20 protein-coding genes are annotated in these 23,316 nt (G+C 55.7%); 6 read left to right on the top strand and 14 right to left on the bottom strand.

The window, feature by feature from the left end:
* Positions 1-199 precede the first annotated feature (199 nt).
* Both ABGM91_RS04105 and ABGM91_RS04100 read left to right on the top strand, forming a co-directional pair.
* The gene (locus ABGM91_RS04105) at positions 200-601 is read left to right on the top strand and encodes a hypothetical protein (protein ID WP_354833901.1); all 402 of its coding nucleotides are present in this window, start codon (positions 200-202) and stop codon (positions 599-601) included.
* A gap of 324 nt (positions 602-925) precedes the next feature.
* On the top strand, positions 926-1,963 hold the full coding sequence (locus ABGM91_RS04100; protein ID WP_354833899.1) for a glycosyltransferase: 1,038 nt from the start codon (positions 926-928) through the stop codon (positions 1,961-1,963).
* 48 nt (positions 1,964-2,011) lie between these two features.
* Here ABGM91_RS04100 and ABGM91_RS04095 read toward each other — a convergent pair whose 3' ends face one another.
* The 3 genes from ABGM91_RS04095 to obgE form a co-directional block, all read right to left on the bottom strand.
* Entirely contained in the window at positions 2,012-3,037 is a 1,026-nt protein-coding gene (locus ABGM91_RS04095; protein ID WP_354833897.1) for a hypothetical protein, read from the bottom strand.
* A gap of 133 nt (positions 3,038-3,170) precedes the next feature.
* Positions 3,171-4,328, bottom strand: coding sequence for an aminoglycoside phosphotransferase family protein (locus tag ABGM91_RS04090; protein WP_354833895.1), 1,158 nt, complete (start codon positions 4,326-4,328; stop codon positions 3,171-3,173).
* 32 nt (positions 4,329-4,360) lie between these two features.
* The gene (gene obgE, locus ABGM91_RS04085; protein ID WP_290565582.1) at positions 4,361-5,413 is read right to left on the bottom strand and encodes a GTPase ObgE; all 1,053 of its coding nucleotides are present in this window, start codon (positions 5,411-5,413) and stop codon (positions 4,361-4,363) included.
* A 310-nt stretch (positions 5,414-5,723) separates the two neighbouring features.
* On the opposite strand from obgE, the gene ABGM91_RS04080 reads away from it, so the two are divergent.
* The gene (locus ABGM91_RS04080) at positions 5,724-6,317 is read left to right on the top strand and encodes an FHA domain-containing protein (RefSeq protein WP_290565583.1); all 594 of its coding nucleotides are present in this window, start codon (positions 5,724-5,726) and stop codon (positions 6,315-6,317) included.
* Between the two features lie 26 nt (positions 6,318-6,343).
* Here the strand turns inward: ABGM91_RS04080 and ABGM91_RS04075 are convergent, their stop codons facing one another.
* On the bottom strand, positions 6,344-6,892 hold the full coding sequence (locus ABGM91_RS04075) for a methylated-DNA--[protein]-cysteine S-methyltransferase (RefSeq protein ID WP_290565584.1): 549 nt from the start codon (positions 6,890-6,892) through the stop codon (positions 6,344-6,346).
* Positions 6,893-7,038: 146 nt separating this feature from the next.
* Between ABGM91_RS04075 and ABGM91_RS04070 the strand changes: the two genes are divergently transcribed.
* A complete protein-coding gene (locus tag ABGM91_RS04070; RefSeq protein WP_290565585.1) occupies positions 7,039-7,956 on the top strand; it encodes a glycoside hydrolase family 16 protein in 918 nt (305 codons plus the stop codon).
* 497 nt (positions 7,957-8,453) lie between these two features.
* Here ABGM91_RS04070 and ilvE read toward each other — a convergent pair whose 3' ends face one another.
* Positions 8,454-9,320, bottom strand: coding sequence for a branched-chain-amino-acid transaminase (gene ilvE / locus ABGM91_RS04065; RefSeq protein ID WP_354833892.1), 867 nt, complete (start codon positions 9,318-9,320; stop codon positions 8,454-8,456).
* Positions 9,321-9,519: 199 nt separating this feature from the next.
* Here ilvE and typA point away from each other — a divergent pair, with 199 nt between their 5' ends.
* A complete protein-coding gene (typA, locus tag ABGM91_RS04060; RefSeq protein ID WP_215426874.1) occupies positions 9,520-11,355 on the top strand; it encodes a translational GTPase TypA in 1,836 nt (611 codons plus the stop codon).
* A 140-nt stretch (positions 11,356-11,495) separates the two neighbouring features.
* Here the strand turns inward: typA and ABGM91_RS04055 are convergent, their stop codons facing one another.
* The 7 genes from ABGM91_RS04055 to ABGM91_RS04025 all read right to left on the bottom strand — a co-directional run bounded on the left by ABGM91_RS04055 (position 11,496) and on the right by ABGM91_RS04025 (position 20,066).
* A complete protein-coding gene (locus ABGM91_RS04055) occupies positions 11,496-12,731 on the bottom strand; it encodes a Coenzyme F420 hydrogenase/dehydrogenase, beta subunit C-terminal domain (RefSeq protein WP_354833889.1) in 1,236 nt (411 codons plus the stop codon).
* The gene (locus ABGM91_RS04050) at positions 12,728-13,822 is read right to left on the bottom strand and encodes a polysaccharide pyruvyl transferase family protein (protein WP_354833887.1); all 1,095 of its coding nucleotides are present in this window, start codon (positions 13,820-13,822) and stop codon (positions 12,728-12,730) included. The genes ABGM91_RS04055 and ABGM91_RS04050 overlap by 4 nt, the downstream gene beginning before the upstream one ends.
* A gap of 133 nt (positions 13,823-13,955) precedes the next feature.
* Complete coding sequence (gene fbaA, locus ABGM91_RS04045; RefSeq protein WP_354833885.1) at positions 13,956-14,987, bottom strand: class II fructose-bisphosphate aldolase; 1,032 nt, start codon at positions 14,985-14,987, stop codon at positions 13,956-13,958.
* An 87-nt stretch (positions 14,988-15,074) separates the two neighbouring features.
* Entirely contained in the window at positions 15,075-16,727 is a 1,653-nt protein-coding gene (locus ABGM91_RS04040) for a beta-N-acetylhexosaminidase (protein WP_354833883.1), read from the bottom strand.
* 172 nt (positions 16,728-16,899) lie between these two features.
* The gene (gene lysA / locus ABGM91_RS04035) at positions 16,900-18,189 is read right to left on the bottom strand and encodes a diaminopimelate decarboxylase (protein ID WP_354833881.1); all 1,290 of its coding nucleotides are present in this window, start codon (positions 18,187-18,189) and stop codon (positions 16,900-16,902) included.
* Positions 18,190-18,192: 3 nt separating this feature from the next.
* On the bottom strand, positions 18,193-19,305 hold the full coding sequence (locus ABGM91_RS04030) for an AI-2E family transporter (protein ID WP_290565592.1): 1,113 nt from the start codon (positions 19,303-19,305) through the stop codon (positions 18,193-18,195).
* A 59-nt stretch (positions 19,306-19,364) separates the two neighbouring features.
* Positions 19,365-20,066 carry an HAD family hydrolase gene (locus tag ABGM91_RS04025; RefSeq protein ID WP_354833879.1) on the bottom strand — a complete coding sequence of 234 codons (702 nt, stop codon included), beginning with the start codon at positions 20,064-20,066 and terminating at the stop codon, positions 19,365-19,367.
* A gap of 14 nt (positions 20,067-20,080) precedes the next feature.
* On the opposite strand from ABGM91_RS04025, the gene ABGM91_RS04020 reads away from it, so the two are divergent.
* Entirely contained in the window at positions 20,081-21,523 is a 1,443-nt protein-coding gene (locus tag ABGM91_RS04020) for an APC family permease (protein WP_354833877.1), read from the top strand.
* 37 nt (positions 21,524-21,560) lie between these two features.
* On the opposite strand, the gene ABGM91_RS04015 is transcribed toward ABGM91_RS04020, so the two are convergent.
* Together ABGM91_RS04015 and ABGM91_RS04010 are read right to left on the bottom strand one after the other, a co-directional pair.
* A complete protein-coding gene (locus ABGM91_RS04015; protein WP_354833875.1) occupies positions 21,561-22,343 on the bottom strand; it encodes a thiazole synthase in 783 nt (260 codons plus the stop codon).
* A gap of 310 nt (positions 22,344-22,653) precedes the next feature.
* Complete coding sequence (locus tag ABGM91_RS04010) at positions 22,654-23,286, bottom strand: hypothetical protein (protein WP_354833873.1); 633 nt, start codon at positions 23,284-23,286, stop codon at positions 22,654-22,656.
* Positions 23,287-23,316 lie beyond the last annotated feature (30 nt).

The following is a 23,316-nucleotide window of genomic DNA, read 5'->3' as shown; positions in this document are numbered from 1 at the left end:
TACCCACGCAAGAAAACGTTCACCGGGCCGGGCTTCATCTGGAAGTGTTTGAGCAGAGTATTACGGGGGGGCGAAGCAAATTCTTCTATAGGAGCTTCTTCTGTCGCTGAAAACAAAGGTCAATCAAAATTCTTCTTATCAACATTAGGTTTTATCTATGGAGAGTATTGGTCATGTAAAAAACAGTTTCAATATACATATGATAAATACACTTATGATCAAGAATGCTTTAATAATTTTATGTCTTCTTCTATTTCCTGTTGATTCATACGCTGAACATGTTGAGATCCCAACAGCAAAAATAAATACAGACAATGCATTTTTGTGTAAAGAAAAATTGGCAATTGAAAGAATTGCTTTTCAAGCTGCTGCATTCCTGTTGCGCGCTGTTGGAAAATCTGAATATCCATCCATAATACTTGATGATTGCAATCATAAATTTATAATAAAGCAAAATATTAAATTTTATAAAGATAAGAATTTTTCTGACGCACCCGAGGCAATCAAAAAATATTTTTACGAATGTTTTTTAATCAATTCTCTTCTTTTGAAGAATAATTCAGATAAGAATCTAAAAGAATTTAACGAAAAAAGAAAATAATTTAAATGAGTATTTGTCTCAATATGGCATGGAATGGGATAATATAATTTTCGAGGCGACGGGAAAAACAGGAAGCGATTTAATGTATCCTTTTATCAAAAAGAATTTTTCAAAATATAGCCTCGAAAGAGTGAATATGAATGATCCTGCAATTATGGAAAAAGTAATCAAACAGTCTTATGTTGATTTAGCAGACTTTCTCGATGCGGAGTCTTTGAAATTAATTAACAAATAATAGATTTGTTTATTGTGACAAGGTGTTGTCGTTTAAATTAACATTTTGAATGGAATTCATCATGCGAATCATTATATTTTCTGTCCACAATGCTTGATATCCTCTATGTGGCTGGTTTTCCGTCCCTCTATGGAGGGGCGGGAGCCGAGCTTTACCACCAGATTAAGGTTTGGGGGCATATGGATGTGGATATACATCTTGTCCCCACGCAGAAAAACATTCACCGTGCCGAGCTTTATCCGGAAATGGTTGAGCGGGGCGTCACAGTGCATGAGGGGTATGACTGGTCAGCTATTCCGGAAGGCGCGCCCGTCATCAGTTTTTGCAATGAAGAGTTCCTGGCTGCGCTGCCGGAGATACGGAAACGGACGAGAAAGACGGTCTTCGTCAATTGCATGACCTGGCTTTTCGGACGGGAAAAGGAAGCTATGAAGAGGGGAGATATTTCCCTGTTTCTTTACCAGAATGACCGGGTGAGGAAGAACATGATGCCGCGCCTGAGAGCCTTGAATGCTGATCCGTCCATCCGCTTCATGACGTTCAAGCCGTATTTTGATACGACTGATTTTCCCTTCATTGCCCAGCGATCCGCGGACTGGTTCGGCGCGGGACATATTTCCCGGCAGGATGAGGATAAATTCAGCAAGGATACATGGCACATTTACGAGAATTTCGCTTCTCCCGTCCGGAAGAGCGGAACTTTTCTCGGGTTTGACCACCGGAGTGAGGCAAAGACCGGCAAGCCTCCCGGCTGGGTGGAGACGTTCCATGACCAAAAATCATTGTCCCAGCAGGAGTTTTACCAAAGGTGCCACATTGTGTTGCAACCCACGGATACGACGGAGAATTGGCCGCGCGTAGGTTTTGAAGCGATGGCAAGCGGAAGCGTGCTGATTGTGGACAAGCGCGGAGGCTGGGAACAGATGGTGGAACACGGGAAAACCGGATGGTTGTGCGAGAGCCCCGGGGATTTCATCACGTACGCCACCAAGATGGCCTGGGAGCCGCATTACCGGGAGGACATGGCCTCCGCCGCCCGGGAACGCGGCATGGCCCTGGGAGGGCTGGAGGCGTCCAGGGAAAGCTGGCGGGAGGTGTTTGAAGCAATCAGCCGGATACCGGATTAGCATCCTTCCCCCCGCCATGATTGGCATGTGTTCTGTTGCCGTATACGGTCAGATAAGCCACGTGCCATATTGGCAGAGGTTTTTCTGCCTGTTCATGCTGTAGGCGAGGATGTATTTGAGCAGATCCGCCTGGGAGTAGCCGTGTTCCGCGGCAGCCAGGCAGATGGAACCGCTTTTGCCCAGGTGGCAACAGATGTTCATTTCCAGGATGCGCCGTTCACCTTTTTCAAAGTCAATGCGGTAGTCGATTCGGAAGTAGTCCATGGGGCCCAGGGCGTCCCAGACTTTCTGGACGTCTCTGGCGATGTCCTGTTCCAGGTCGTGCACGGAGACTATCTGGTAGCCCAGGTGGTCATGCAGTTTCAGGTCTTCCGTGATGATGCTGCCCGGTTTGTCGGATTTCGGCTGCACGTATCCCAGGATAATGGGCTTTTCTCCGCCTAGAACGGGGACCGTCACGTCAATGCCTTCGCAGTATTGTTCCACGAGCACTTCGTGTCCTTCCTTCATGAGGCGTTCGGCACATGCGGCGACTGCTTCCCAGGAGCCGCAGATGCTGTCTTCCCGGATGCCGCCGGAAGCGGCCCCAAACCGTTTTTTGACGAAGTAGGGGCCGGGGAAGGGCGCCTTGTCCGGAATGCCTTTTTCCCTGGACAGCCCCATGCCTTCCGGAATGTTCAAGCCCAGGGAGCGGAACACCATTTTGGTCAGGAACTTGTCCTCCGCAATGGCGCGGATGTTGGGCGGAGCTCCCAGATAGGGAACCTGGATGAATTCGCAATAAGAGGAGATGAATATTTCAGGCTTGGACATGGCGAACCTGTTCATCAGGGAGAACACGTAGTCCACGTTTCCTTTGGCAAATTGCACGGAATAGGGTTTGGAGGTGGGGACGACGTCGTAGCCGATGTCCTGGATGGCCTTGTAAATATTGTAGTGATACTGGGGATAGCCTCCGTTGCCGGTATAGGGCTTTTTGGAGAAATCGGGAGCGTCGGGGGCATAGGGGGCCAGATACATGATCCTTGCCGGCTTGCCATATTGATTGAGTTGAATATCCGGTACTTCAAACATGGTTTGTGGCGATTGCGTGGAATGTTTCTTGGATTATGGAAATCGCCGCAGTGTTCAAACAATAGATAAATAATAAGGGACGGCGTGCAGCCGTCCCTCCGGGAATGAAAAATTGGTACAGGGACTCAGCCCCCTATTTTCTGGCAAATCCCCTGGCCAGGCGCTGGACGTATTGTTCCATGACCGGAAGCTCCCGTTCAATGCATTCCACCAGCTTGAGCTGCGTGCGGCAGCGGATGAGGTTGTGGTCCGGACGGGAGACTTTGAAGTACTGGTCCCCTTCCAGGTAGTCCGTCAGGAACCGGATGCCGATTTCCAGCGTGATAAGTTTTCCGGAAAAGGCAAGCTGGTCTATTTCCGCCTGCGTCAGGAAGCCGTGGGCGGCGGCCAGGTAACCCTCCACGATGGACTGGAACATGGGCATGCGCATGCGCACCTTGTCCAGGTCTTCCTCATCTTCTTCCGTGGGCGGGGTGACGGTGCGGACCATGTCGCCGAAGTCGTACAGGACAAGTCCGGGCATGACCGTATCCAGGTCAATAACGCAGACGGCGTGGTCCGTATCTTCATCCAGCATGACGTTGTTGATCTTGGTGTCATTATGGGTGATGCGGGTGGGGAGCACGCCGCTGGCCTGAAGGTCCAGCAGGCGGTCTACATCCTCTTCCCGCGCCTTGATGAAGTCCAGTTCCGGAAGGCAGGTGGAAAGGCGTTCCCGGGGGTCCTGTTCCGCCACTTCCATCAGGCGGTTGAAACGGTTCCGGGTATGGTGGAAGCCGGGGATGGTTTCCACGATGTCCTCCGGATTCATATCACTGATCAAGTCCTGGAAGGAGCCGAACGCAAATCCGGCCTGGTAAGCCTGCCGGGTGTTTTCCACCACGTCATAGGTGTGCGTGCCGGCCAGGTAATTGTAGCAGCGCCAGATGCCGTCACCGGGAATGTCAATGTAGTTGCGCCCTCCGCGGGCCGGATAAAGATTGAGGGTCTGCCCGGCGGAGTCCTTCAGGCGGCGCAGGACTTTCCAGTTGATGTGGCGCGTGACTTTCTCCACATTGCGCATGACGGCCCTGGGATCCTTGAATACGTAGTCGTTGATACGCTGGAGGATGTAGGAGTCTTCCGTCCCGTCGCTTTTACGGTAGGTGGCCTTGTAGGTGGTGTTGATATGGCCGCTGGGGATTTCCTTCCCAGTGACGAATTCCCCTTCAATGGCGAAGAGGTCTCCAATTCCGGCGATGCGGCACAAAAGCTGGCTGGGGTCTGTTGCTTCAGTAAACGGAGCGGTCATGTCGGATGGGGAGAGAGGATTGGCGGTTAGCTTTAACGGACGAATTTATAGCCTACAAGCTCATCAAGCTTGCTTTTGAGCTGGGAAATGCCATCCCCGTTGAGGGCGGAGATGGGAATGACGTCCACCTTCGGGAAACGCATGCGGAAGTTGTTCAGGTTTTCCTCTGCGCCTTCCAGGTCCATTTTATTGGCGACGACGAACCAGGGTTGTTTGGCCAGGTCTTCACTGTACAGTTTGATCTCCGTGCGGAGGTTCTGAAGGTCTTCAATGGGGTCGCGGCCTTCGCTGCCGGCCATGTCCAGAACGAAGACCAGCACCTTGCAGCGCGTGATGTGGCGCAGGAATTCATGTCCCAGGCCGCGGTTGTTATGCGCTCCCTCAATGATGCCGGGAATGTCAGCCACGATGCAGCGGCGGAAGCTGTTGAATTCCACCACCCCGATGATGGGCTGGAGCGTGGTGAAGGGATAGTTGGCAACCTTGGGCTTGGCTTGCGAGATGTCGCCCAGCAGAGTGCTTTTGCCCGCATTGGGGTAGCCCACCAGTCCGGCGTCCGCAATGCGGCGCAGTTCCATGAAAAAGACGCCTTCCTCCCCTTCCGTCCCCAATTCGGCTTCCGTGGGGGCCTGGTTGGTCGCAGAACGGAAATGCCAGTTGCCCTTGCCGCCTATGCCCCCCTGGCACAGCGTGAACCGGGTGCCGATTTCCGTCAGGTCCGCAATTTTTTCCAGCTCAATGCCTTCGCCTTCCCGTTCCAGCCATGTTGCCTCCGACATGGAAGACGCATTGCTGCGGTAAATGATGGTGCCGGGAGGCACTTTCCCGATGACGGATTTGCCGTTTTTGCCATGTTTTTTGGCACCCTGGCCGCCTACTCCATCCGTGGCAATCAGTTTGGGATCATAGAAAAAGGAGCGCAGGTCATTCGTATGCGGGTCCACCTCCAGAATGACGCTTCCGCCATCGCCGCCGTCGCCGCCGTCCGGGCCGCCCTTGGGCACGAATTTGGCCCTGCGGAAACTGACGAGCCCGTTTCCTCCCTTTCCTGCCCTGGCAAATATGCGGATGTTGTCAACAAACATGTTCTGAATATGAAACATTTCCCCCTCAAACGCAAGACAAGTGCAGGACTGTACGGCTTTTCCATGGCATGTGGCGCTGACTTTTCCAGTGAACAGGAAATAGGCGCCGCGGCAGAAAACGGCCCTGGTGGGGCGGCAAAGCCGTCACCGGTAAAAAACGGCATAAAGAAGCCGTTGCCAGGGAATGCCGCTGTTCTGAAACCAGGCTGCCGCCATTCGGAGGCACTCCGGTGTTTTTTACTGCCGGAGGAGGCGCAAACGGTCTTTTGGATTGAAAATGAGCATCGGCATGGCATCATGCCCGCAAATCATGCCCCGCCTTTCCATCCAACTCCCCGACGGTTCCGAGAAAACCATAGTCCTTCCGAAGAACGGCGAATATTTCGCCCGCATCGGGCGGGACGAACATTGTGAAATCGTGCTGCCTTTTCAATCCGTGTCCGGGGAGCATGCCCTGCTCCAGTTCAAGGAAGGCGGCTATGTCCTTGAAGACCTCGGCTCCACCAATGGAATTAAAATTAACGGGCTGACACCCATGGGAGGCGCTCCCCTTTACGACGGGGACGAGATAGCCTTGGGGGATGCCCGGCTCCGGTTTGTTGAAGAGCCTTCCCCCGGCCTGTCTCCAGCTCCGGATGAAGAGGAGGATGAGAACACGGCCCCCTCTCCCGCCATGCGGAATTTGCAGCAGCTGGCGGACCAGGCTACCCGTACGGCGCGGAAAAATTATTTGTGGATGGCCCTGTATGCCGTCCTGATGTTTCTCCTGGCCGTCTTCGCCGGTTTGACGTACAAGCATTACAAGCTGACGGGAGAGCTGCTGCCCCTCCAGTGGCTCGGCATTGAATCTCCCAAGGCCGCCTTGAAGTCCATGACTCCTCCACAGGAGGACGCACCGCACTGAGAACGGGCGCGGCTTCTGTGCCGGAATCAGGAATCAGCGGGGATGTCCCATAACATGCGTTCCGTATCCGGAAACAGCATGAACGGGGCCACGGCCCCCTGTTCCAGTTCCAGCAGGTATTGCTTGATGGTCAGGCCGCCTGCATAGCCGGTCAATTTGCCGTTGGCTCCAATGACCCGGTGGCAGGGGATGATGATGCCGATGGGGTTCTGGTTGTTGGCATGCCCCACGGCCCGGCAGGCGGACGGACGCCCTATTTGCCGGGCGATGTCTCCGTAGCTTCTGGTTTCTCCATGGGGAATGGTCTGAAGGGCTTTCCAGACCGTTTGTTCAAATTCCGTTCCCTGCGGGGATAACGGCACGTCAAAAGTGCGGCGCGTGCCTTGGAAGTATTCGTCCAGTTGCCGGGCTGTGCGGCGCAGCAGGGGCGTTTCCTTCCATTCCACATGCTCCGGCTGCATCAGGCGGCCAAAGAAGACATGCGTGACAGCTGTTCCGTTCTCCACGATGACGATGGAGCCTGCCGGAGTTTGATGAAGAAGAGCCGGACCACGGGGAGAGGGATTTGTCTTCATGCCGTAAATAATAGCATGCGGCGGAGGGAGGTTTCGATTCATTTTACCGGTAGTTTTGCCATTCCGGGAACAGGAGGCGGGGAAAAGGCACTGTCCGGACGTATTTTGTTTGAAAGGCCGGGATTCCGGGTACAGTATTGCTCCGTATGAAGAAAAGCCTGTTTGCCGTGCTGTTGACCGCATGCTTCTGCATGTCCGGAAAGGGAGAAGACGTCAAACCCCCTAAAACCCTTCCCGGCGGATGGGTTTACGTTTGGGGGGATGAGTTCAACGGTTCCAAGATAGACGCCAAGAAATGGAAGCCGGAACTGGGCGTGGTGCGCAACCAGGGTTCCCAGCAGACTTATACCGGACGCCCGAAGAATATGAGGGTGGAGGACGGCTGCCTGGTGCTGGAGACTCATTTTGAAAAGTTCGCCAATGTCAATTACAAGAAGAGCCCGGCGGACTGGATCAGGAATACCAAGTTCATGCCTTATACGTCCGGATCCGTCACCACGATCAAGACGAAAAACTTCATGTTCGGCAGGCTGGAAGTGCGGGCCAAAGTTCCCAAGACCAAGGGCATCTGGCCTGCCATCTGGCTGCTTGGCAAGAACAAGTGGGGCTGGCCCGGCAACGGGGAGATTGATATGCTGGAAAACATCTCCCAGCAGCCGGACGTGGTTTACTCCACCTTCCATTTAAGCCCGGACGGCGTATCCAGCAAGGACGCCTCCCGCGGGGGCACGGTGAAGATTGATCATCTTTCCGATGATTTCCATACTTACGTCATGGAATGGGACAAGGATTCCATCAAACTGATGGTAGATGACAAGCTCGTGAAGTCCATTGACCTGAATACCACGAATTACACCAAGGATGAGGGCAATCCGTTCCGCACGCCGTTTTACCTGATTCTCAATTCCGCCGTGGGCGGCAACTGGTGCGAGAAAGCTCCGAAGGACGGCCAGGGCTATCCCGTGAAGTTCCTGATTGATTACGTCCGGTTTTACCAGACGAAGGAGCACGCCCAGCAGGCCAAGCAGTTTGATCCGCAAACCGGATTGCCGAAGAAGAAATAGGGCTGTCTTTTTTTCGCGCCGGGGTGCGGCTGTCCGGAGGATCAACGGAGTTTGGGCTTTTTTGAAGCGTCTCTCCGTTGCGCTCCGGAATAAATTGCTCCAGGAAGGCCGGGAGGCCTTCATTCCCGGCTGGCGTTTTTCATTCAAACCGTGGAGACAATCCTTCCACCGGGTCTTTTGACGGCTGCCCTGCTGGGAACAAGAGTCTCCTGGCCCTTGTAAGGGATAATCCTCCGTTGTTTTCCGGAATGAACCAGGTATGAAAGCCGGAGACTCCGTTTCCAATTGGCTATGTTAAATTCAAGCCGTGGGAATACGTCCTTCCCCTTCTTCCGTCTCTGTTGCTGGCCGCTCTGCCGGGAATGCGGGTTTTCGGGCTCTTTCCCTATAAAAACTCCGGTCAATGAATCCCATCCGGCTCTCCGGTCCTGATGCAACAAAAACGACCCCGCCGATTGGGGGGCCGTTTTTGTTGTTTAAAAGGGAATCAGCGTGTCTCAGAAGTCCGTTCCCGTGGTCTGGGTCAGTTCCTGGAAGCGGGCCAGGATGCGGGCCGTCACCGGGCCGATTTTTCCGGAACCCAGTTGGTAGGCGTCCAGCTTGGTGACCGGGACGCATTCCGCTGCCGTGCCGGTCAGGAAGCATTCATCCGCGCAGGTGATGGTAAAACGGTTCATGGTTTTTTCTTCCGCAGGGATTTGCAGTTCCCGGCAAATTTCCAGCACCACGCGGCGCGTGATGCCGTCCAGGCAGCCGTCCGTGACGGGCGGCGTAAAGACGGCGCCGTCCTTCACGATGAAGATGTTGTCTCCCGTGCATTCAGCCACGTTGCCCAGGTCGTTCAGCATCAGGGCTTCCGCCACGCCCTGGCGCACGGCTTCCATCTTGGCCAGGATGTTGTTGAGATAGTTGAGGGATTTGACCTGGGGGCAGAGGGCGTCCGGACGGTTGCGGCGCACGGAGCTGGTGATCAGGGCCAGGCCGTTTTCATATACGGCGGGATCATACAGGGAGATTTTATCCGCGATGATGAAGACGCTGGGGCGTTTGCAGTTGAAAGGATTGAGACCCAGGTTGCCGATGCCGCGGGTCACCACCAGGCGGATGTAGCCGTCTTTCAGGCCGGAAGCCGCCGCCGTATCACATACGGCCTTGGAGAGTTCTTCACGGGTATAGGGAATGTCCAGAAGGAGGTAATGGGCGCAGTCGTACAGGCGGTCCATGTGGTCCTCCAGGCGGAAGACGCGCTTGTTGTAAAACCGGATGCCTTCAAAAATGCCGTCTCCGTATAGCGTACCGTGGTCAAAAACGGAGGTCTTGGCCTCCTCCTGCTCCACCAGCTTTCCATCTAACCAAATCTTCATCTTGTCTAAAATTAGAAATTATTTATGCCAGAGCAGGATAGCCCCATTTGAAGGCAGGGGGAAGCTATAAATTCACCGTAGAAGATAAAAGTTCCGTCACCTGCGGCTGTCACGGCACGCGCGCGCGTAAAAAATATATGGAGGTATTCATGGAGCAGGCTTGACATTTATTTTCCAGTGCTTTTAGCTCTCGCGCGCAATGTCAGACCCTTCCAAGTTCCGCAACCTCGCTATTATCGCTCACGTTGACCATGGGAAAACGACCCTGGTTGACCAACTTTTGCAGGCGGGGGGAGCCTACCGGGCCAACCAGGCCGTGCAGGAACGCGCCATGGACTCCATGGATCTGGAACGTGAAAAAGGCATTACGATCAAGGCCAAGAATACTTCCATCCTCTGGAATGGCTATACCATCAACATTGTGGATACGCCCGGGCACGCCGACTTCGGCGGCGAAGTGGAGCGCGTGATGAAGATGGTGGACGGCGTGCTCCTGGTGGTGGACGCTTTTGAAGGTCCGCAGGCCCAGACGCGCTTCGTGCTCCGCAAAGCCTTGCAGGAGGGGCTGATGCCCATCGTGGTGATCAACAAGATCGACCGTCCTCATGCGGACCCCGCCGCAGTGCATGACCAGGTGCTGGAACTCTTTCTGGAACTGGGTGCTACGGACGAGCAGTTTGAAGCCCCCTTTGTATACGGTTCCGCCCGCGACGGCTATTTTATGAATTCCATGGAGGGGGAACCTCCCGTGGACTGCACGCCCCTTCTGTTCAAGATTGTGGAACACATTCCCGCTCCGAAGGATGCCGATCCGGAAGGCGAGTTCAAGATGCTCGTTTCCAATATTGACTGGGATGACTACGTAGGCCGCGTGGCCATCGGCCGCATTACCTCAGGCACCGTGAAGAAAGGGGACACCGTCTGGCTTCATCAGAGCGACGGCACCTGCATCTCCGGCAAGGTGACCCGCATGTTTGAATATTCCGGCCTGGGCGCCACGGATTCCGCCATTGGCGTGGCGGGCAACATCGTAGGTGTGGCGGGGTTTGAAAACGTGAACATCGGGGAGACCCTGGGCGGTTCCGCAGAGACGGAACCCCTGCCGTTCGTGGCGATTGACCCGCCCACCATCTCCATGGAGTTTTCCATCAACAACGGGCCTTTCGGCGGCCGTGACGGCAAGAATGTTACTTCCCGCGTGATCCGTGACCGCCTGATCAGGGAAATGCGCACGAATATTTCCATCCAGGTGGAAGATACGGACAAGGCCGGCGTCTTTTCCGTCTCCGCCCGCGGCGCCATGCAGATTGCCGTGCTGGTGGAAACCATGCGCCGTGAAAATTATGAACTGTGCGTCTCCCGTCCCACCGTCATCATGAAGAGGGATGAGAACGACCGCCTTACGGAACCGTATGAAACGATCTACGTGGAAGTTCCGGACGAACACGCCAATGGCGTCATGAAGCTTCTCCATGCCCGCAAAGGGCAGATGGAAGACATGGTGTGCAAGGAAGGGACAGGCCATACCTTCATTCAAGCCTACATTCCTACCCGCGGCATCATCGGGTTTGAGTTTGAGCTGGTCAACCTGACATCCGGCCACGGCATTTTCTCCCACCTGTTCCGGGATTACGGCCCTTACGCCGGAGACATCACCACGCGTACCACGGGAACGCTGGTTTCCATGGAAACGGGCGTCTCCACTCCCTTTGCACTGGTGGCCCTGGAAGAACGCGGACGTTTGTTCGTAGGAGCCCAGGAAGATATCTACGAGGGCCAGATCGTGGGTGAAAACCCGCGCCAGATGGACATGCCGGTCAATCCGTGCAAGGAAAAGCACCTGAACAACATCCGGTCCGCCACGAAGGGTGACGGCATCCAGCTTTCCCCTCCCGTCATCTTTTCACTGGAGCGCGCCATTGAGTACATTGAACCTGATGAACTGGTGGAAGCCACTCCCCACTTCATCCGCCTGCGCAAGCGCATCCTGAACGCCAACGACCGCGTGAGGGAGTCCCGCAAGGCCGGGAATTGATCTCTCTACAAGCCGGAAAAGCCCGCTGTAACGCGGGCTTTTCCTTTGGTGGGGTACTGTGAATGAAAGACGGTTCTCCTTATTGCCTCCTTGGGAAAGGTTCAGTGCGGGGTTGCAGGACCCGGAGAATGCGTCAAAAGTCAGGATGCCTTTTTAAAGATTCTTTTTATTTTTCTCATAAAGCGCAATATTTTTCTGGAACGCTTCAGGAATTTTTTACTGTGGCCGCGTCCCCAGAAGTATAGAACCTTCAATTCATCAGAAACCTGTTCGGGATACATGTATTTGGGAACGGCCTCTTCAAAGCCGATGCGGCGGTATTCTTCAAGGAAAGCTTTTCTTTCTTCCCGGGTAGCCAGGCGGGGAGAAAATCCGCCGTTGCAGAGGCTCATTTCTCTGGGGCGCACGCACCACACCAGTGAAGGTTTGATGGCTTCAAAAGCCTGCTTCCCTTCTTCCGTGTTGCACATGCACATGGAGATACCCTTGTCATCATCTTCAAAGCCTCCGTCAGAAGAATGGTAGCCCCAGAAATCACTCAGGGTGATATCCGCATAGCGTTGATGCTTGCTGTATTTGCATGCATAGCAGCTTTCCCTCAGGAAATAGTCCCGTAAAAATCCACGCATGAACACGTCCTCTTCCCACGTTCCCAGATATGGAGACCTGCGGTTTTTAAATTCAGCCTTTGTATTGAAATGGTACCAGCTCCATTTTTTATCACGGAAGCTGTAATTACTGATGAAAGCTCCGTGTTTACGTTCCAAATAACTGATATAATCCGCAAAGACGACCGGGGAGGGAACACCGTGGCAAACGATGTCTACAGTCAGCAAGCCGGCATATTCCTTTTTCAGAAAAAGATGTAATCCCGATGTTTGACAGGGGGTTCCCACGAAAAGGATTTTTTGGCCTTTCCTCAACATTTGCCGGATTTCATTAAAACATGCCCCTATCCTGCTTTGCGTATATTTGGACGTGCGCAGCCGTGGCATCTCCTCTTCCGAGTGTACGATGATATGTTTCACTCCTTTGAAATCATCATCATAGGCAGCCGCGCATACATAGCCGCCCTGCTGGAGCATCCATGAAGCCAGAGCAGAAAAAGCCCCCCCGGAAGAAGAAGACATGCGTATGGCTTCATCCTGGTGGTAAGCGGCAAAAAACAATTCTTCAGAGAGCCTGTTTCCACGCTCCGGTTCATGAAGAGCCGAACATGCCTGTGTGCATAAATTGCAGTCAATACAGAGAACCTGGTCTATCTGCGGATGTAAAAACCCTTCCTGGTCGGGAACCATGGAAATGGCTTTTTTGGGACAGATGGAAAAACACGCGGAACATCCCGTGCATTCAGTGGCCGAACAGATGCTGATCATACTTTTGGAAGCTGAAGCTTTTCTAACAAATGGTCATAGTAATTTTCCGAAAAATAAGGCGGCAGCGGTTCCTTGGGGAAGTGCTCCAGGATGTTCCGGACAAGAGAGGGAACCTGTTCAAGAGATTCGGCAAAATGGACATACTCTTTGAATGAGCCCGGGAACCATTTGACTCCGGAGGAGAGTTTATGGTCGGTGGAATTGAGTACAATCACGGGTGTATTGCTGATTAATGAGAAAATGGTTCCGTGGTAACGATCGGTAATAATAACTTGGAAATGGGAGAAGTAGCGAAAGGTTGAATCAAGAATTTCCCTTCTTCGTACAGTCAACTCCGCCGCCGGAGTATCAATGGTAGTATCCGTCTGTTCTGTAAGGATAAAGGGTTCCAGTTCCCTGCGCAGCCCGGCTATGGCCTGAGGCTGGTAAAAGGCTTCCTTATCGTTCCGCATGCAGAAGAGAACTCCCTTGCGCGGATGGGCGGGCAATTGAACTTTCCCGATGAGAGAGGTCACGATATCAGGATAAAGGAAAAGCCGGCAGTGGTGGAACAGTTCTTTAGCCGTTTCATAAGAATGCCCATCCCGGCAGAACAGCGTACAGTTGGGATGGCGGTTAAGAACGTCAGCCGTCGCTTGAGCACACGAGCTATCCTGATAATGAATGGTTTGGGGAAGTATGGTCAGCGGGTAGTCCGGGAAGAGCTGCGCGAGACGAAGATAATGGGATTGTTCGTCGTACAGGTCCGTCATATGGTATCCGCTGTGGCACAGGAGTATGTCTTTTTTTCGGATGTATTTGCGTATTTTCCGCAGGAGGCGCGGAGTGGTGTTTGTGTAGGTGGAGATAAATACTTCGTAACCGGGCAGATTGTTCTTAATCCAGTTGATAATGCATTCCATTTGCGCCTGGTCACCCAGATTGGAGTGAAACGGGGCACCAAATAAAAAGACGTATGGGGGCCTGAAAAAACGGCGGAACCCCTTGGTCCGTTCGTAAAAGGCCATTTTCCTTTCCATCCTTTGCCGGTGTTTTTCCGAGGCACCGGGAAGATGATGGCAGAGCTTCAGAACGAGGGAAAGGATAGTCATAGGCTTTCCTGCTAACCCTAGGCAAACTGCGGGACGCTGACAATCTCTTTTTTACGAAGAGGAGGCAGGTAATGAAAAATGCCCGGTTTCCTGAAAGGAACCGGGCATTTTATAAAGCTTTTAAGAGAGCTGTTTAGATCTTGCCGAAGAGGGTCTTGCCGGCGGACATGAGGTTGTCTGCGGCTTCCTGGAGACGGGCGGCGACTCCCTTTTCACCCTTGGCGAGGTAGGAACGGGGATCGTAGTCCTTCTTGTTGCCCACTTCACCGTCAATCTTGAGCACTCCGTTGATGTGTTCGCACATGTGGGAGACGATCGGGCGCGTGAAGGCGTACTGCGTATCGGTGTCGATGTTCATCTTGACCACGCCGTAGGAAACGGCTTCGCGGATGTCGGAAAGCTCGGAGCCGGAACCGCCGTGGAAGACGAGGGGCATGCGGGCCGCTTCGCCGTGCTTGGCGACTACGGCTTCCTGGCCGTCGCGCAGGATGCTGGGCTTCAGCTTGACGTGGCCGGGCTTGTACACTCCGTGCACGTTGCCGAAGGTGGCGGCCAGCATGAATTTGCCGAGGGGGGCCAGGGCTTCATAAGTCATCAGCATGTCTTCCGGAGAGGTGTAAAGCTTGTCGGCGGGGTGGCCGGAGTTGTCTACGCCGTCTTCTTCGCCGCCCACGACGCCGATTTCAATTTCAAGAACGATTCCCAGTTCGGCGCATTCCTTCAGCAGTTCCCGGGAGAGCTTGAGGTTTTCAGCCATGGGGAGGGTGGAGGCGTCCAGCATGTGGGAGTTGAAGAGGGGGGCTTCACCGCGTTCCACGCGGCGGCGGGATTCAGCGATCAGGGGGCGCAGGAAGGTGTCCACGTGTTCGGGCTGGCAGTGGTCGGTGTGCAGGGCCACAAGCACGTTGTGCTTTTCAGCCAGGCGGCGCGTGGCTTCCGCCAGAACAATGGCGCCAAGGGCGGAATTGCCGATGGAGGTGCCGGAGGCGAATTTGCCGCCGCCGATGGAGACCTGGATGATGCCGTCGCTTTTGGCTTCGGAGAAGGCGCGGAGGGCGCCGTTGACCACTTCGATCGTGGTCACGTTGACGGCCGGATAGGCATAGCCTTCCTTCTTGGCCGTTTCAAGCATGTTGATGTATTGTTCTGGTGTGGCTATTGGCATAACGGCGGTATGATAGGTGTTTTTTTTCAGGAGGGCAAGGCTGAACTCCGGCGCGCGCAGGGGGCGCCGCGCTCTTGCGGGACATGGTCATTCACGGATCATTTTTGCCTCCGGCTGCGCCGGTTCCCCGGAGTCCGTCCGGTAGTTGACGCGCAGCGCGTCCAGAAAAGGCTTGTGCCTGTCCAGGCGCTCCTTGAAATCCGTAAAATCCTTGCGGCCGGGCTGCGTCCAGCCCAGTTCCGCGATGGCGAACATGCGCGGAAAGACCATGTACTGCCACTTGGCCAGCGTGGTCATGTATTCGCTCCAGCAACTTCCCTGCACGCCCAGGACGTTTTTTTCCTGTTCCGGGGTAATTCCCTTGGGGATGGGATTCATGTTGTAGACTTTTTGCAGGGGGATGACGGAGAAAGTAGCCATTTCATATTCGGGCCCTTCCGGATGCGGGCCTTCCTGCCGGATCAGGTACGTGCTTTCAAACGGGGTCATGATGACCTTGTTTCCGTGCTTGACGGCTTCCCTGGCAATGCCGGGATCGTGCCAGACCATCAGGGTGGCCGTTTTGGAAAGGCCGCCTTCCCGGATTTCATCCCAGCCGATTATTTGCTTGCCGCGCGCGTTAACGAGCTTTTCCACGCGGTGGATGAAGTAGCTCTGGAGCTCTTGTTCGTTTTTCAGGCCGTTTTTCTTCATTACCTCCTGCGCCTGGGGGGAGTTCTTCCACTGCTGCTTGGGGGCTTCGTCCCCGCCTATGTGGATGTAGGGGGAATCCGGGAAAAGCTGGCAGACTTCTTCCAGAATGCCGTCAATGAATTTGAAGGTGGGTTCCGTGGGACTGAACGTGAAGGGAAGAATGCCCCAGCGCGTCGCCACCCGCGGCTTGTAGCCGGGAATGTCCTTGTTGCCGAATTCGGGATAGGCCGTGATGGCGGCCGCAGCGTGTCCCGGAGTTTCTATTTCAGGCACGATGGTGATGTGCCTGCGTTTGGCGTAGTCCACCAGTTCCTTCACTTCCTTCTGGGTGTAGAAGAAGGTGAAGGGCTTGCCGTCCCCCTTGTTGCGGTTGCCCGGGATGGGGCTTTCCGGCCGGGTGGCGCCGATGGAAGTGAGCCTGGGATACTTTTTAATTTCCAGCCTCCAGCCCTGGTCTTCCGTCAGGTGCCAGTGGATGGTGTTCACCTTGTAACGGGCGAGCAGGTCAATGATGGTTTTCAGCTCCTCAATGGACCGGGGGTTGCGCCCGCTGTCAATCATGATGCCGCGCCATGTGAAGCGCGGGCTGTCCGTGATGGTCATGCAGGGAAGGGCCCAGCGGCCGGAGGCATCCTTCTCCAAGGATTGCTTGAGGGTCTGCGCCGCATAAAAGGCCCCGGCAGGGGATGTGCATGAGACGGTGACGCCCTGCGTGGTGACCTTGACGGAGTACCATTCCGGAGACAGGGAAGCGTCTTTTTTCAGGAGGATCTGCACGGCATTGGCCGCAGAGGGGGCCGGGCTGATTTTGATTTGCCGGAGGTTGTCGGAGAACCCCGTCACGAAGGAGGCAATGCAGCTTTTGTCTCCCTTTTTGGAAACGGACAGCACGTTGTTAACCAAAAATCCCGGCTTGTTCTTTTCCATGTCCAGCGCGGATGGAAGAGGGATGATGGCCGGGTTTCCCGGTACGGGCCTGGAGGGCAGGGAGAAGGCGGCTGACGCAGACAGGAGGCCGGCGGCCAGAAAGAGGCTTTTGGAAAACATGACCAAGAAAGGGAGGAAAAAGTTTTAACGTAAATAGTACATTCCGCAGGCGTTTGCAAGGCGGCTTTACGGGATTTGACTTCCGGATGCGGAAAGGACTGGAAAGGGGATGCCCATTCCCGGTTTTACCCTGGAGGGACATCCCCTGAAGAGGAATTGAAGGGGGGAGAGATTATTCCGGAATGGATTCTCCCCGGATGAGGTCTTCCCAGGTCTGGCGGCTGCGGATGACGTTCCACTGGTTTCCGTCCACCAGGACTTCTTCCGCCATGGGGCGGGAATTGTAGTTGGAGGACATGGAAAAACCGTAGGCTCCGGCGGACAGCACGGCCAGGAGTTCTCCCTGGCGCACGTCCGTCATGTCCCTGTTCTGGGCCAGGAAGTCCCCGGATTCGCAGATGGGGCCCACCACGTCCGTGGTGATGCAGGATTCGGAGAGGTGTTCCTTTACCGGAATGATTTCATGATAACCCTGGTAGAGGGCGGGACGGATGAGGTCGTTCATGCCCGCATCCACGATTTTAAAGGTCTTTGCCTTTCCCGTTTTTTCATACAGGCAGCGGGTGATGAGCGCGCCGGCATTCCCCACGATGAGGCGCCCCGGTTCCACGATGATGTGCAGTCCCAGAGGCTGGAGGGTGGGTACGACGGCCTGGGCATACGTGCTCAGCGTGAGCTGGGCGCAGTCCTCGTTCCACCATTCCTGAACGCCGGAATCCAGCGTGTCCTGGTAAACGATGCCGATGCCGCCGCCTATGGAGAAGAATTCAATGCCGTGCTTTTCTTTCAACGTGGCGGCCAGCGGAGCCACTTTCCTGACGGCTTCCAGGAAGGGTTTCGCCTGGGTGAGCTGGGAGCCGATGTGCATTTGCAGGCCTTTCAACTGGAGGTGCGGAAGTTCGCGGGCCGCCATCTCGTAAAGAGGCTCAATGAGTTCAAAGTCCACACCGAATTTGTTTTCAGCCTTGCCGGTGGTGATGTATTTGTGCGTTCCCGCCTCCACGTTGGGATTGACGCGCACGGCTACCGGGGCTTTCACTCCCATGGATGCGGCAATGGAGTTAATGGCACGCAGTTCCGCCTCCGATTCCACGTTGAAGCAGTAAATGCCCTGTTCCAGGGCGTAGCGGATTTCCTGCTCCGTTTTTCCCACTCCGGCATAAGTGCATTTGGAAGGGTCTCCCCCGGCTTTGAGGACGCGGAAGAGCTCGCCGCCGGAAACGATGTCAAACCCCGCGCCGTTGCGGGCCATGAGGTTCAGGATGGCGATGTTGGAGCTGGCCTTGACAGCGTAGGCCACTTCCGCGTTAAGGGGCGCCAGGGCTTCCCGGAGGCGGTGGAAATGGTTCAGGATGGTCTGCTTGCTGTAAACGTACAGGGGCGTCCCTTCCTTGTCCGCCAGTTCCTGGAGGTTGACGTTTTCACAGTAGAGCGTGCCGTTTTTGTATGCGAATGAATGCATGGATTATTCCTTGGTTGTGCTTTCGTTGGTTTTCCCGGAATGGAGAGGGGGGAGCGGGAATCTGGGCGTGGGAGGGTTGTCGATGAGCTGGGCGATCCAGGCGAGGTCCTTGGAGCTTTCCAGCCCCAGCTTGATCAGCATGGTTATGGGTACCGCCAGAAGCATGCCGATGGGACCCCAGACCCAGCCCCAGAAGATGACGGAGAGCAGCACCATGCTGGTGACGATGCCGAACTGGCGCCCCAGCAGCATGGGTTCCAGGCAGCTCCCCAGGGCCGTATTGATTACCAGATAGCCGCCGGCCACGATGATGCCCGCCGTAGGGCTGATCAGCAGCATGGCGAGCAGGGTGGGGGGAATGGCCGCGATGATGGAGCCGAAGGTGGGAATGAAGTTGAGCGCAAAGGCCACGATGCCCCACAGCAGGGGAAAGTCCACCTTCATGTAGTAGCAAAGCAGGAAGGCGAGCAGGCCCGTAGCCGCGCTGATGAAGGTTTTGATGATCAGGTATTTCTGGACTCCGGCCAGGGCTTTGGAGAATTTGCGGATGCCCGTGTCGCTGTTGTTCCCCAGCTTGTTGATGTTCATCCGGAAACGGGGCGCCTCTCCCAGGAAGAAGGTCATCAGGATCAGGATGAGGGTGGTGAAGGTCAGCATGGAGGCGAGCTGTCCCATGACTCCCGTGGAAAACGCCACGATGCGCTGGCCATTGAGCAGGTCCGGCAGTTCCTGGAGTACCTGGTCCGCCAGGTTGTTCCAGTCATGTTCAATCAGGAAGGCGCGGAGTTCATGGATTTTTTCCACCAGCATGGGCTGGTATTTGTTCGTAACGGTGTTGGCGAGATCCTGCCCCAGGTACTGGGCCAGATAACCGAGCCCCACCAGAATACCAAAGTCCATGATGACCGTGAAGGTCACTGCCAGCCAGTGCGGAAAGCGCAGGCGCCCTTTGAAAAAGGAGGTCAGCGGATAGCTGACAATAGCCAGGAAGCCGGATAGAACGATGGGAAGCAGTACCGGCTTTCCCGCATGCAGTCCGGCCGTGATGACGATGACGCTGGCGAGCATGAGCAGGATTTTCAGGCCCTCTTTTCCGGATTCTTTCTGGGAAGTCATTGAAGGATTGGTTTTAACGGGGTGAACAATGGTGTCTGATTTCCTGCGGGATTGCAATATTAAAGGCCTTCATTTCCACCATGGAGCGGCGCCGGTCCGCCCGGCGTTCCGGGCGCATGCTCCCGGAAAAAGCGGTCCATGTCTTCAAAGCGGGTCAGCAGGTAGTCCGGCTTCCGTTCTTTCAGCCCTTCCACGTCCGCTTCCGCGGCCCAGCCTGCGGCAAGAATGCGGATGGGGACGGCGCGGCACGCGTCCACGTCCGTGGGGGAGTCTCCAATGTAGATGGCTTCTTCAGCGGTGGAATTCAGGCGGTTCAGCGCCCGCTTGATGCAGTCCGGCTTGATGCCTCCTTCCGGGGAGCCCGTTTCCAGAATGGGAAAGAATCCGTCCAGGTGGAAGAACCGGAGGGAAATGTCTGCGCTTTCCAGGCGCTTGCCGGTGACCATGGCCAGCCGGACGCCGCGGCTGCGGAGAGCGTGCAGCAGCTCGTGGACGCCGGGGAAGGGGGCGGGGGCCAGTTCCGGGTGAAGTTCACGGTAATGGCGGATGAAAAGCTCCCTGCCGCGTTCGTGGAGCTCCGGTTTTCCGGGAAGCAGCCTTTGAATGACGCCCAGGTCGTCCGGCCCGAACTGGCGTTCTATTTCTTCATCCGTCACCGTCCTGCCGTCCAGATCCCGCACAGCCCGGCGGAAGGCTTCCCGGCACAGGGGCAACGTATCCGCGAGGGTTCCGTCAAAGTCAAAAATGGCGGTTTTGATCATCAGCCGTACCCTACATGTCCCCTGAGGGCGGTTCAAGGGGAAAGCCGTGCCGGAATAGTCATGATGACGTTGTACGTCCGGAACCGGCAGACGTGTCATGCCGCGGCGAAAGGTCAACGTTCCGAGGGGCTGAGCTTTCTAATTCCCTTATGCACGGAAAGGCTCCAAAAGAATATTTATCCCTGTGGAGCGTGATTGCATTGGGAATAGGTTCCATGGTGGGAGCGGGAATTTTCGCCCTTATGGGTCAGGCGACCCTGATGGCGGGCAAAAACGTGTACTGGTCTTTCCTGCTGGGGGGCGCCGCCGCCCTGCTTTCCGGTTATACGTATGCCAAGCTGGGCTCCCGTTATCCCGGTTCCGGAGGAATCATGGATTATTTCAATCAGGCGTTTTCCCACAAGACCTTGTCCGGCGCGCTCACATTGATTTATTTGGGAACGCTGGTCATCACCGTGGCTCTGGTCGCCAAGTCCTTTGGCGCGTACGCGTCCCGCCTGTTTTTGCCGGACGGAGTGGTCAGCATGTACTCCACCGCCCTTTTTGCCAGCGTTGCCATTCTTTTGCTGGGGGCGCTGAACATGGGCGGGGCCAAGGCCGTCGGGAAATCGGAGGTGGTGATGGTGGCGTTCAAGCTGCTGATTCTGACAGTGCTGATGCTTGCCAGCTTCGGTTCTACCGTGCCGGTGGGCGCGGACCCCATTCCGGTAAAGGGGCTGGACGGCCTGCTGGGGAGCGTGGGGCTGACATTCTTCGCTTTTGCCGGTTACGGCATGATGGCCAATACGGCGGGCAATCTGAAGAACCCGGCCAAAACGTTGCCCATGGCTATTTTCGTGGCGATCGGCATCGTGCTGGTGCTGTATCTGGTACTTTCCTACGTGGTGCTGTCCAATGTTCCCGCCACTTCCCTGGAAAGCCATACGGAAACCGCCGTAGCGCAGGCCGCCTATCCCGTGCTGGGCGTGTGGGGGTTCATGGCCGTCTCCGTAGCGGCCTTGATTGCCACGGCGTCAGCCATTAATGCCACCATGTTCAGCATGCTGGACATTTCCAGGGCCCTGGCCCACAACGGGCAGCTGGGTGCCATTTTCAAACGGCCATTCTGGGGGAACGGCACAGAGGGCTTTTTTTACCTGCTGCTGGGCATTCTGGTGATGACGAATGCCTTTAACCTGGTAGCCATCGCCAATCTGGCGGGGGCATGTTTCCTGATCAGCTATCTGGCGGTGTTCGTAGCCCATTGGCGGTTACGGAAGGAGACGAACGGGAACATCCTGCTGATTATCCTGGGATTCCTGCTGATGCTGTTTATTCTGGGCGCCTTTTTCTACCAGATGTTCTTCAGCCAGCCTTACCTGATTCCGCTGATTGTCCTGTTTGTGGCTGCCTGCTTCGTTCTGGAGTTCCTGATTCGCAGGAAGATGGCGAAAACGGCGGCGTCCCAGGCCCCCTGAGCCGCGGCAGTAAAGAAGAGGCTCCCCGCTCCTGCTTTTAATGCAGGAAGGAAGTGAGGGGACTGGTGGCGGCGGCCTTGGCGGAGACGGAGGGAAGGCCGGACAGATAGGCCATGCGGCCTGCACGGCAGGCCAGGGCAAAGGCTTTTGCCATGCCCGCAGGGTCTCCGGCGGCGGCGATGGCCGTATTGACCAGCACGGCGTCCACTCCCATTTCCAGAGCTTCCGCCGCGTGGCTGGGCGCCCCCAGCCCGGCATCCACCACGACGGGAACAACGGCTTGTTCAATGATGATGTTGACCAGTTCCCTGGTGAGAACGCCCTTGTTGGTGCCGATCGGCGCGCCCAGGGGCATCACCGCCGCTGCTCCGGCTTCCTGAAGCCGCTTGGCGAGCACGGGGTCCGCATTGATGTAGGGAAGCACCGTGAAGCCTTCCCTGACGAGAATTTCCGCCGCCTTGAGCGTTTCTATAGGGTCCGGCATCAGGTACTGGGCATCCGGGTGGATTTCCAGCTTGATCCAGTTGGGAAGACCGGCCGCCACGGCCAGACGCGCCAGGCGCACGGCTTCTTCCGCCGTGGCCGCTCCGCTGGTGTTCGGGAGAAGGAGGTGTTTTTCCGGATCAATGAAGTCCAGGATATTGGCGGCGGGATCATGGGAGCCCGTCAGGTCCGCCCGGCGCAGAGCCACCGTAACAATTTGAGAGCCGGAAGCCTCCAGAGCATCTTTCATGCTTTCATTGGAAGAAAACTTTCCCGTTCCCACCATCAGGCGGGAGGTGAATTGGCGTCCGGCTATCTGCAAAGGTGTATCTGTCATTGCGGGGAGAAGGGTACCTCCGCTTTCTTTTCCAGGCAAGGGAGAATGGAGAAAAGGGTGAACGGGGAATAGTGCGGGAGGCGGTTTTCCCGGGCAGAAGAGCGGGAAGGAAGCGGCCTGCTGCCCCCGTACGGAGTCCAGGTTTCATCGTTACGAGGTCCGGAAAACCGGTTTTCCCGGAATGTACCGCATGAACCCCGCAGGGTGGGCAAAATCCGGAAGGTGAAGGAACTGGCCCCTTGCTTTCAGAAGCGCGTCCATCGGAAGACATGAAGGAGCCGCCGGCTCAACCACGGGGGAAAGTTCCTCCCTATTCCCCGCTGAAGGAGACGCCCCGGAGGGCACGGGGCTTGCCCAGGATTTCCTGATAAAGAATAGCCGTTTTCAGGGATTGGGAGCGGCGCAGGGAATTTTTCAGGGTAAGGGGGCTGTCTGGAGCAACCGCCGGGAGCGGTTCAGGAAGGTTTTCCTTCATTTCCCTTTCCTGTAAACGGCGCAGGGCGGCTTGCTCCGCGTCAGACAGGGCTCGCATGGACTGCTGTGCTTCTTCCGTAGCTTTCACGTACTGCTCCAGAACGTTCCGGGCTGCTTGCTGGGCAGTGGGCACGGCCTGTTCCGGCACGGGGGCCGGTGCAGGGCGCGGCTTGCGGGCCACGGAGGGGTTGGGGAGCTCCACAGGAGGCGCAGAAGGGCGCGGTGCGTGCTGTGGTGCCGGCTTCGGAGGTTGCGGAGGAGTCCGGCGCATTTCCGCAATAACCTCCTTCACGCGTTTTTCATGATTGTCCTCCGTGTCCAGAATGGGTTTTTCCTTTTCCTCCTCTTTTGGTTTCAGGAAATTTACCACCATCTTGATGAGGTAGATGGCCCCCACGACCACCCAGAACCAGATTTTCAAGTGGTCGTCATCGCCGCCGGAGGCAAGCATGTATGCCAGTAAATCCATAAGGAAGGAGGGGGCCTCCGGAGAGGCCGT

Origin of the sequence: Akkermansia muciniphila, assembly GCF_040616545.1 — a bacterium.
GTDB classification, from domain to species: Bacteria; Verrucomicrobiota; Verrucomicrobiia; order Verrucomicrobiales; family Akkermansiaceae; genus Akkermansia; species Akkermansia muciniphila_E.
This window is presented reverse-complemented; position numbering and strand designations above follow the sequence as displayed.

Coding starts and splice junctions, on each gene's coding strand:
- ABGM91_RS04105 (WP_354833901.1), top strand. CDS start 200: ATGATAAATACACTTATGATCAAGAATGCTTTAATAATTTTATGTCTT.
- ABGM91_RS04100 (WP_354833899.1), top strand. CDS start 926: ATGCTTGATATCCTCTATGTGGCTGGTTTTCCGTCCCTCTATGGAGGG.
- ABGM91_RS04095 (WP_354833897.1), bottom strand. CDS start 3,037: ATGTTTGAAGTACCGGATATTCAACTCAATCAATATGGCAAGCCGGCA.
- ABGM91_RS04090 (WP_354833895.1), bottom strand. CDS start 4,328: ATGACCGCTCCGTTTACTGAAGCAACAGACCCCAGCCAGCTTTTGTGC.
- obgE (WP_290565582.1), bottom strand. CDS start 5,413: ATGTTTGTTGACAACATCCGCATATTTGCCAGGGCAGGAAAGGGAGGA.
- ABGM91_RS04080 (WP_290565583.1), top strand. CDS start 5,724: ATGCCCCGCCTTTCCATCCAACTCCCCGACGGTTCCGAGAAAACCATA.
- ABGM91_RS04075 (WP_290565584.1), bottom strand. CDS start 6,892: ATGAAGACAAATCCCTCTCCCCGTGGTCCGGCTCTTCTTCATCAAACT.
- ABGM91_RS04070 (WP_290565585.1), top strand. CDS start 7,039: ATGAAGAAAAGCCTGTTTGCCGTGCTGTTGACCGCATGCTTCTGCATG.
- ilvE (WP_354833892.1), bottom strand. CDS start 9,320: ATGAAGATTTGGTTAGATGGAAAGCTGGTGGAGCAGGAGGAGGCCAAG.
- typA (WP_215426874.1), top strand. CDS start 9,520: ATGTCAGACCCTTCCAAGTTCCGCAACCTCGCTATTATCGCTCACGTT.
- ABGM91_RS04055 (WP_354833889.1), bottom strand. CDS start 12,731: ATGATCAGCATCTGTTCGGCCACTGAATGCACGGGATGTTCCGCGTGT.
- ABGM91_RS04050 (WP_354833887.1), bottom strand. CDS start 13,822: ATGACTATCCTTTCCCTCGTTCTGAAGCTCTGCCATCATCTTCCCGGT.
- fbaA (WP_354833885.1), bottom strand. CDS start 14,987: ATGCCAATAGCCACACCAGAACAATACATCAACATGCTTGAAACGGCC.
- ABGM91_RS04040 (WP_354833883.1), bottom strand. CDS start 16,727: ATGTTTTCCAAAAGCCTCTTTCTGGCCGCCGGCCTCCTGTCTGCGTCA.
- lysA (WP_354833881.1), bottom strand. CDS start 18,189: ATGCATTCATTCGCATACAAAAACGGCACGCTCTACTGTGAAAACGTC.
- ABGM91_RS04030 (WP_290565592.1), bottom strand. CDS start 19,305: ATGACTTCCCAGAAAGAATCCGGAAAAGAGGGCCTGAAAATCCTGCTC.
- ABGM91_RS04025 (WP_354833879.1), bottom strand. CDS start 20,066: ATGATCAAAACCGCCATTTTTGACTTTGACGGAACCCTCGCGGATACG.
- ABGM91_RS04020 (WP_354833877.1), top strand. CDS start 20,081: ATGTCCCCTGAGGGCGGTTCAAGGGGAAAGCCGTGCCGGAATAGTCAT.
- ABGM91_RS04015 (WP_354833875.1), bottom strand. CDS start 22,343: ATGACAGATACACCTTTGCAGATAGCCGGACGCCAATTCACCTCCCGC.
- ABGM91_RS04010 (WP_354833873.1), bottom strand. CDS start 23,286: ATGGATTTACTGGCATACATGCTTGCCTCCGGCGGCGATGACGACCAC.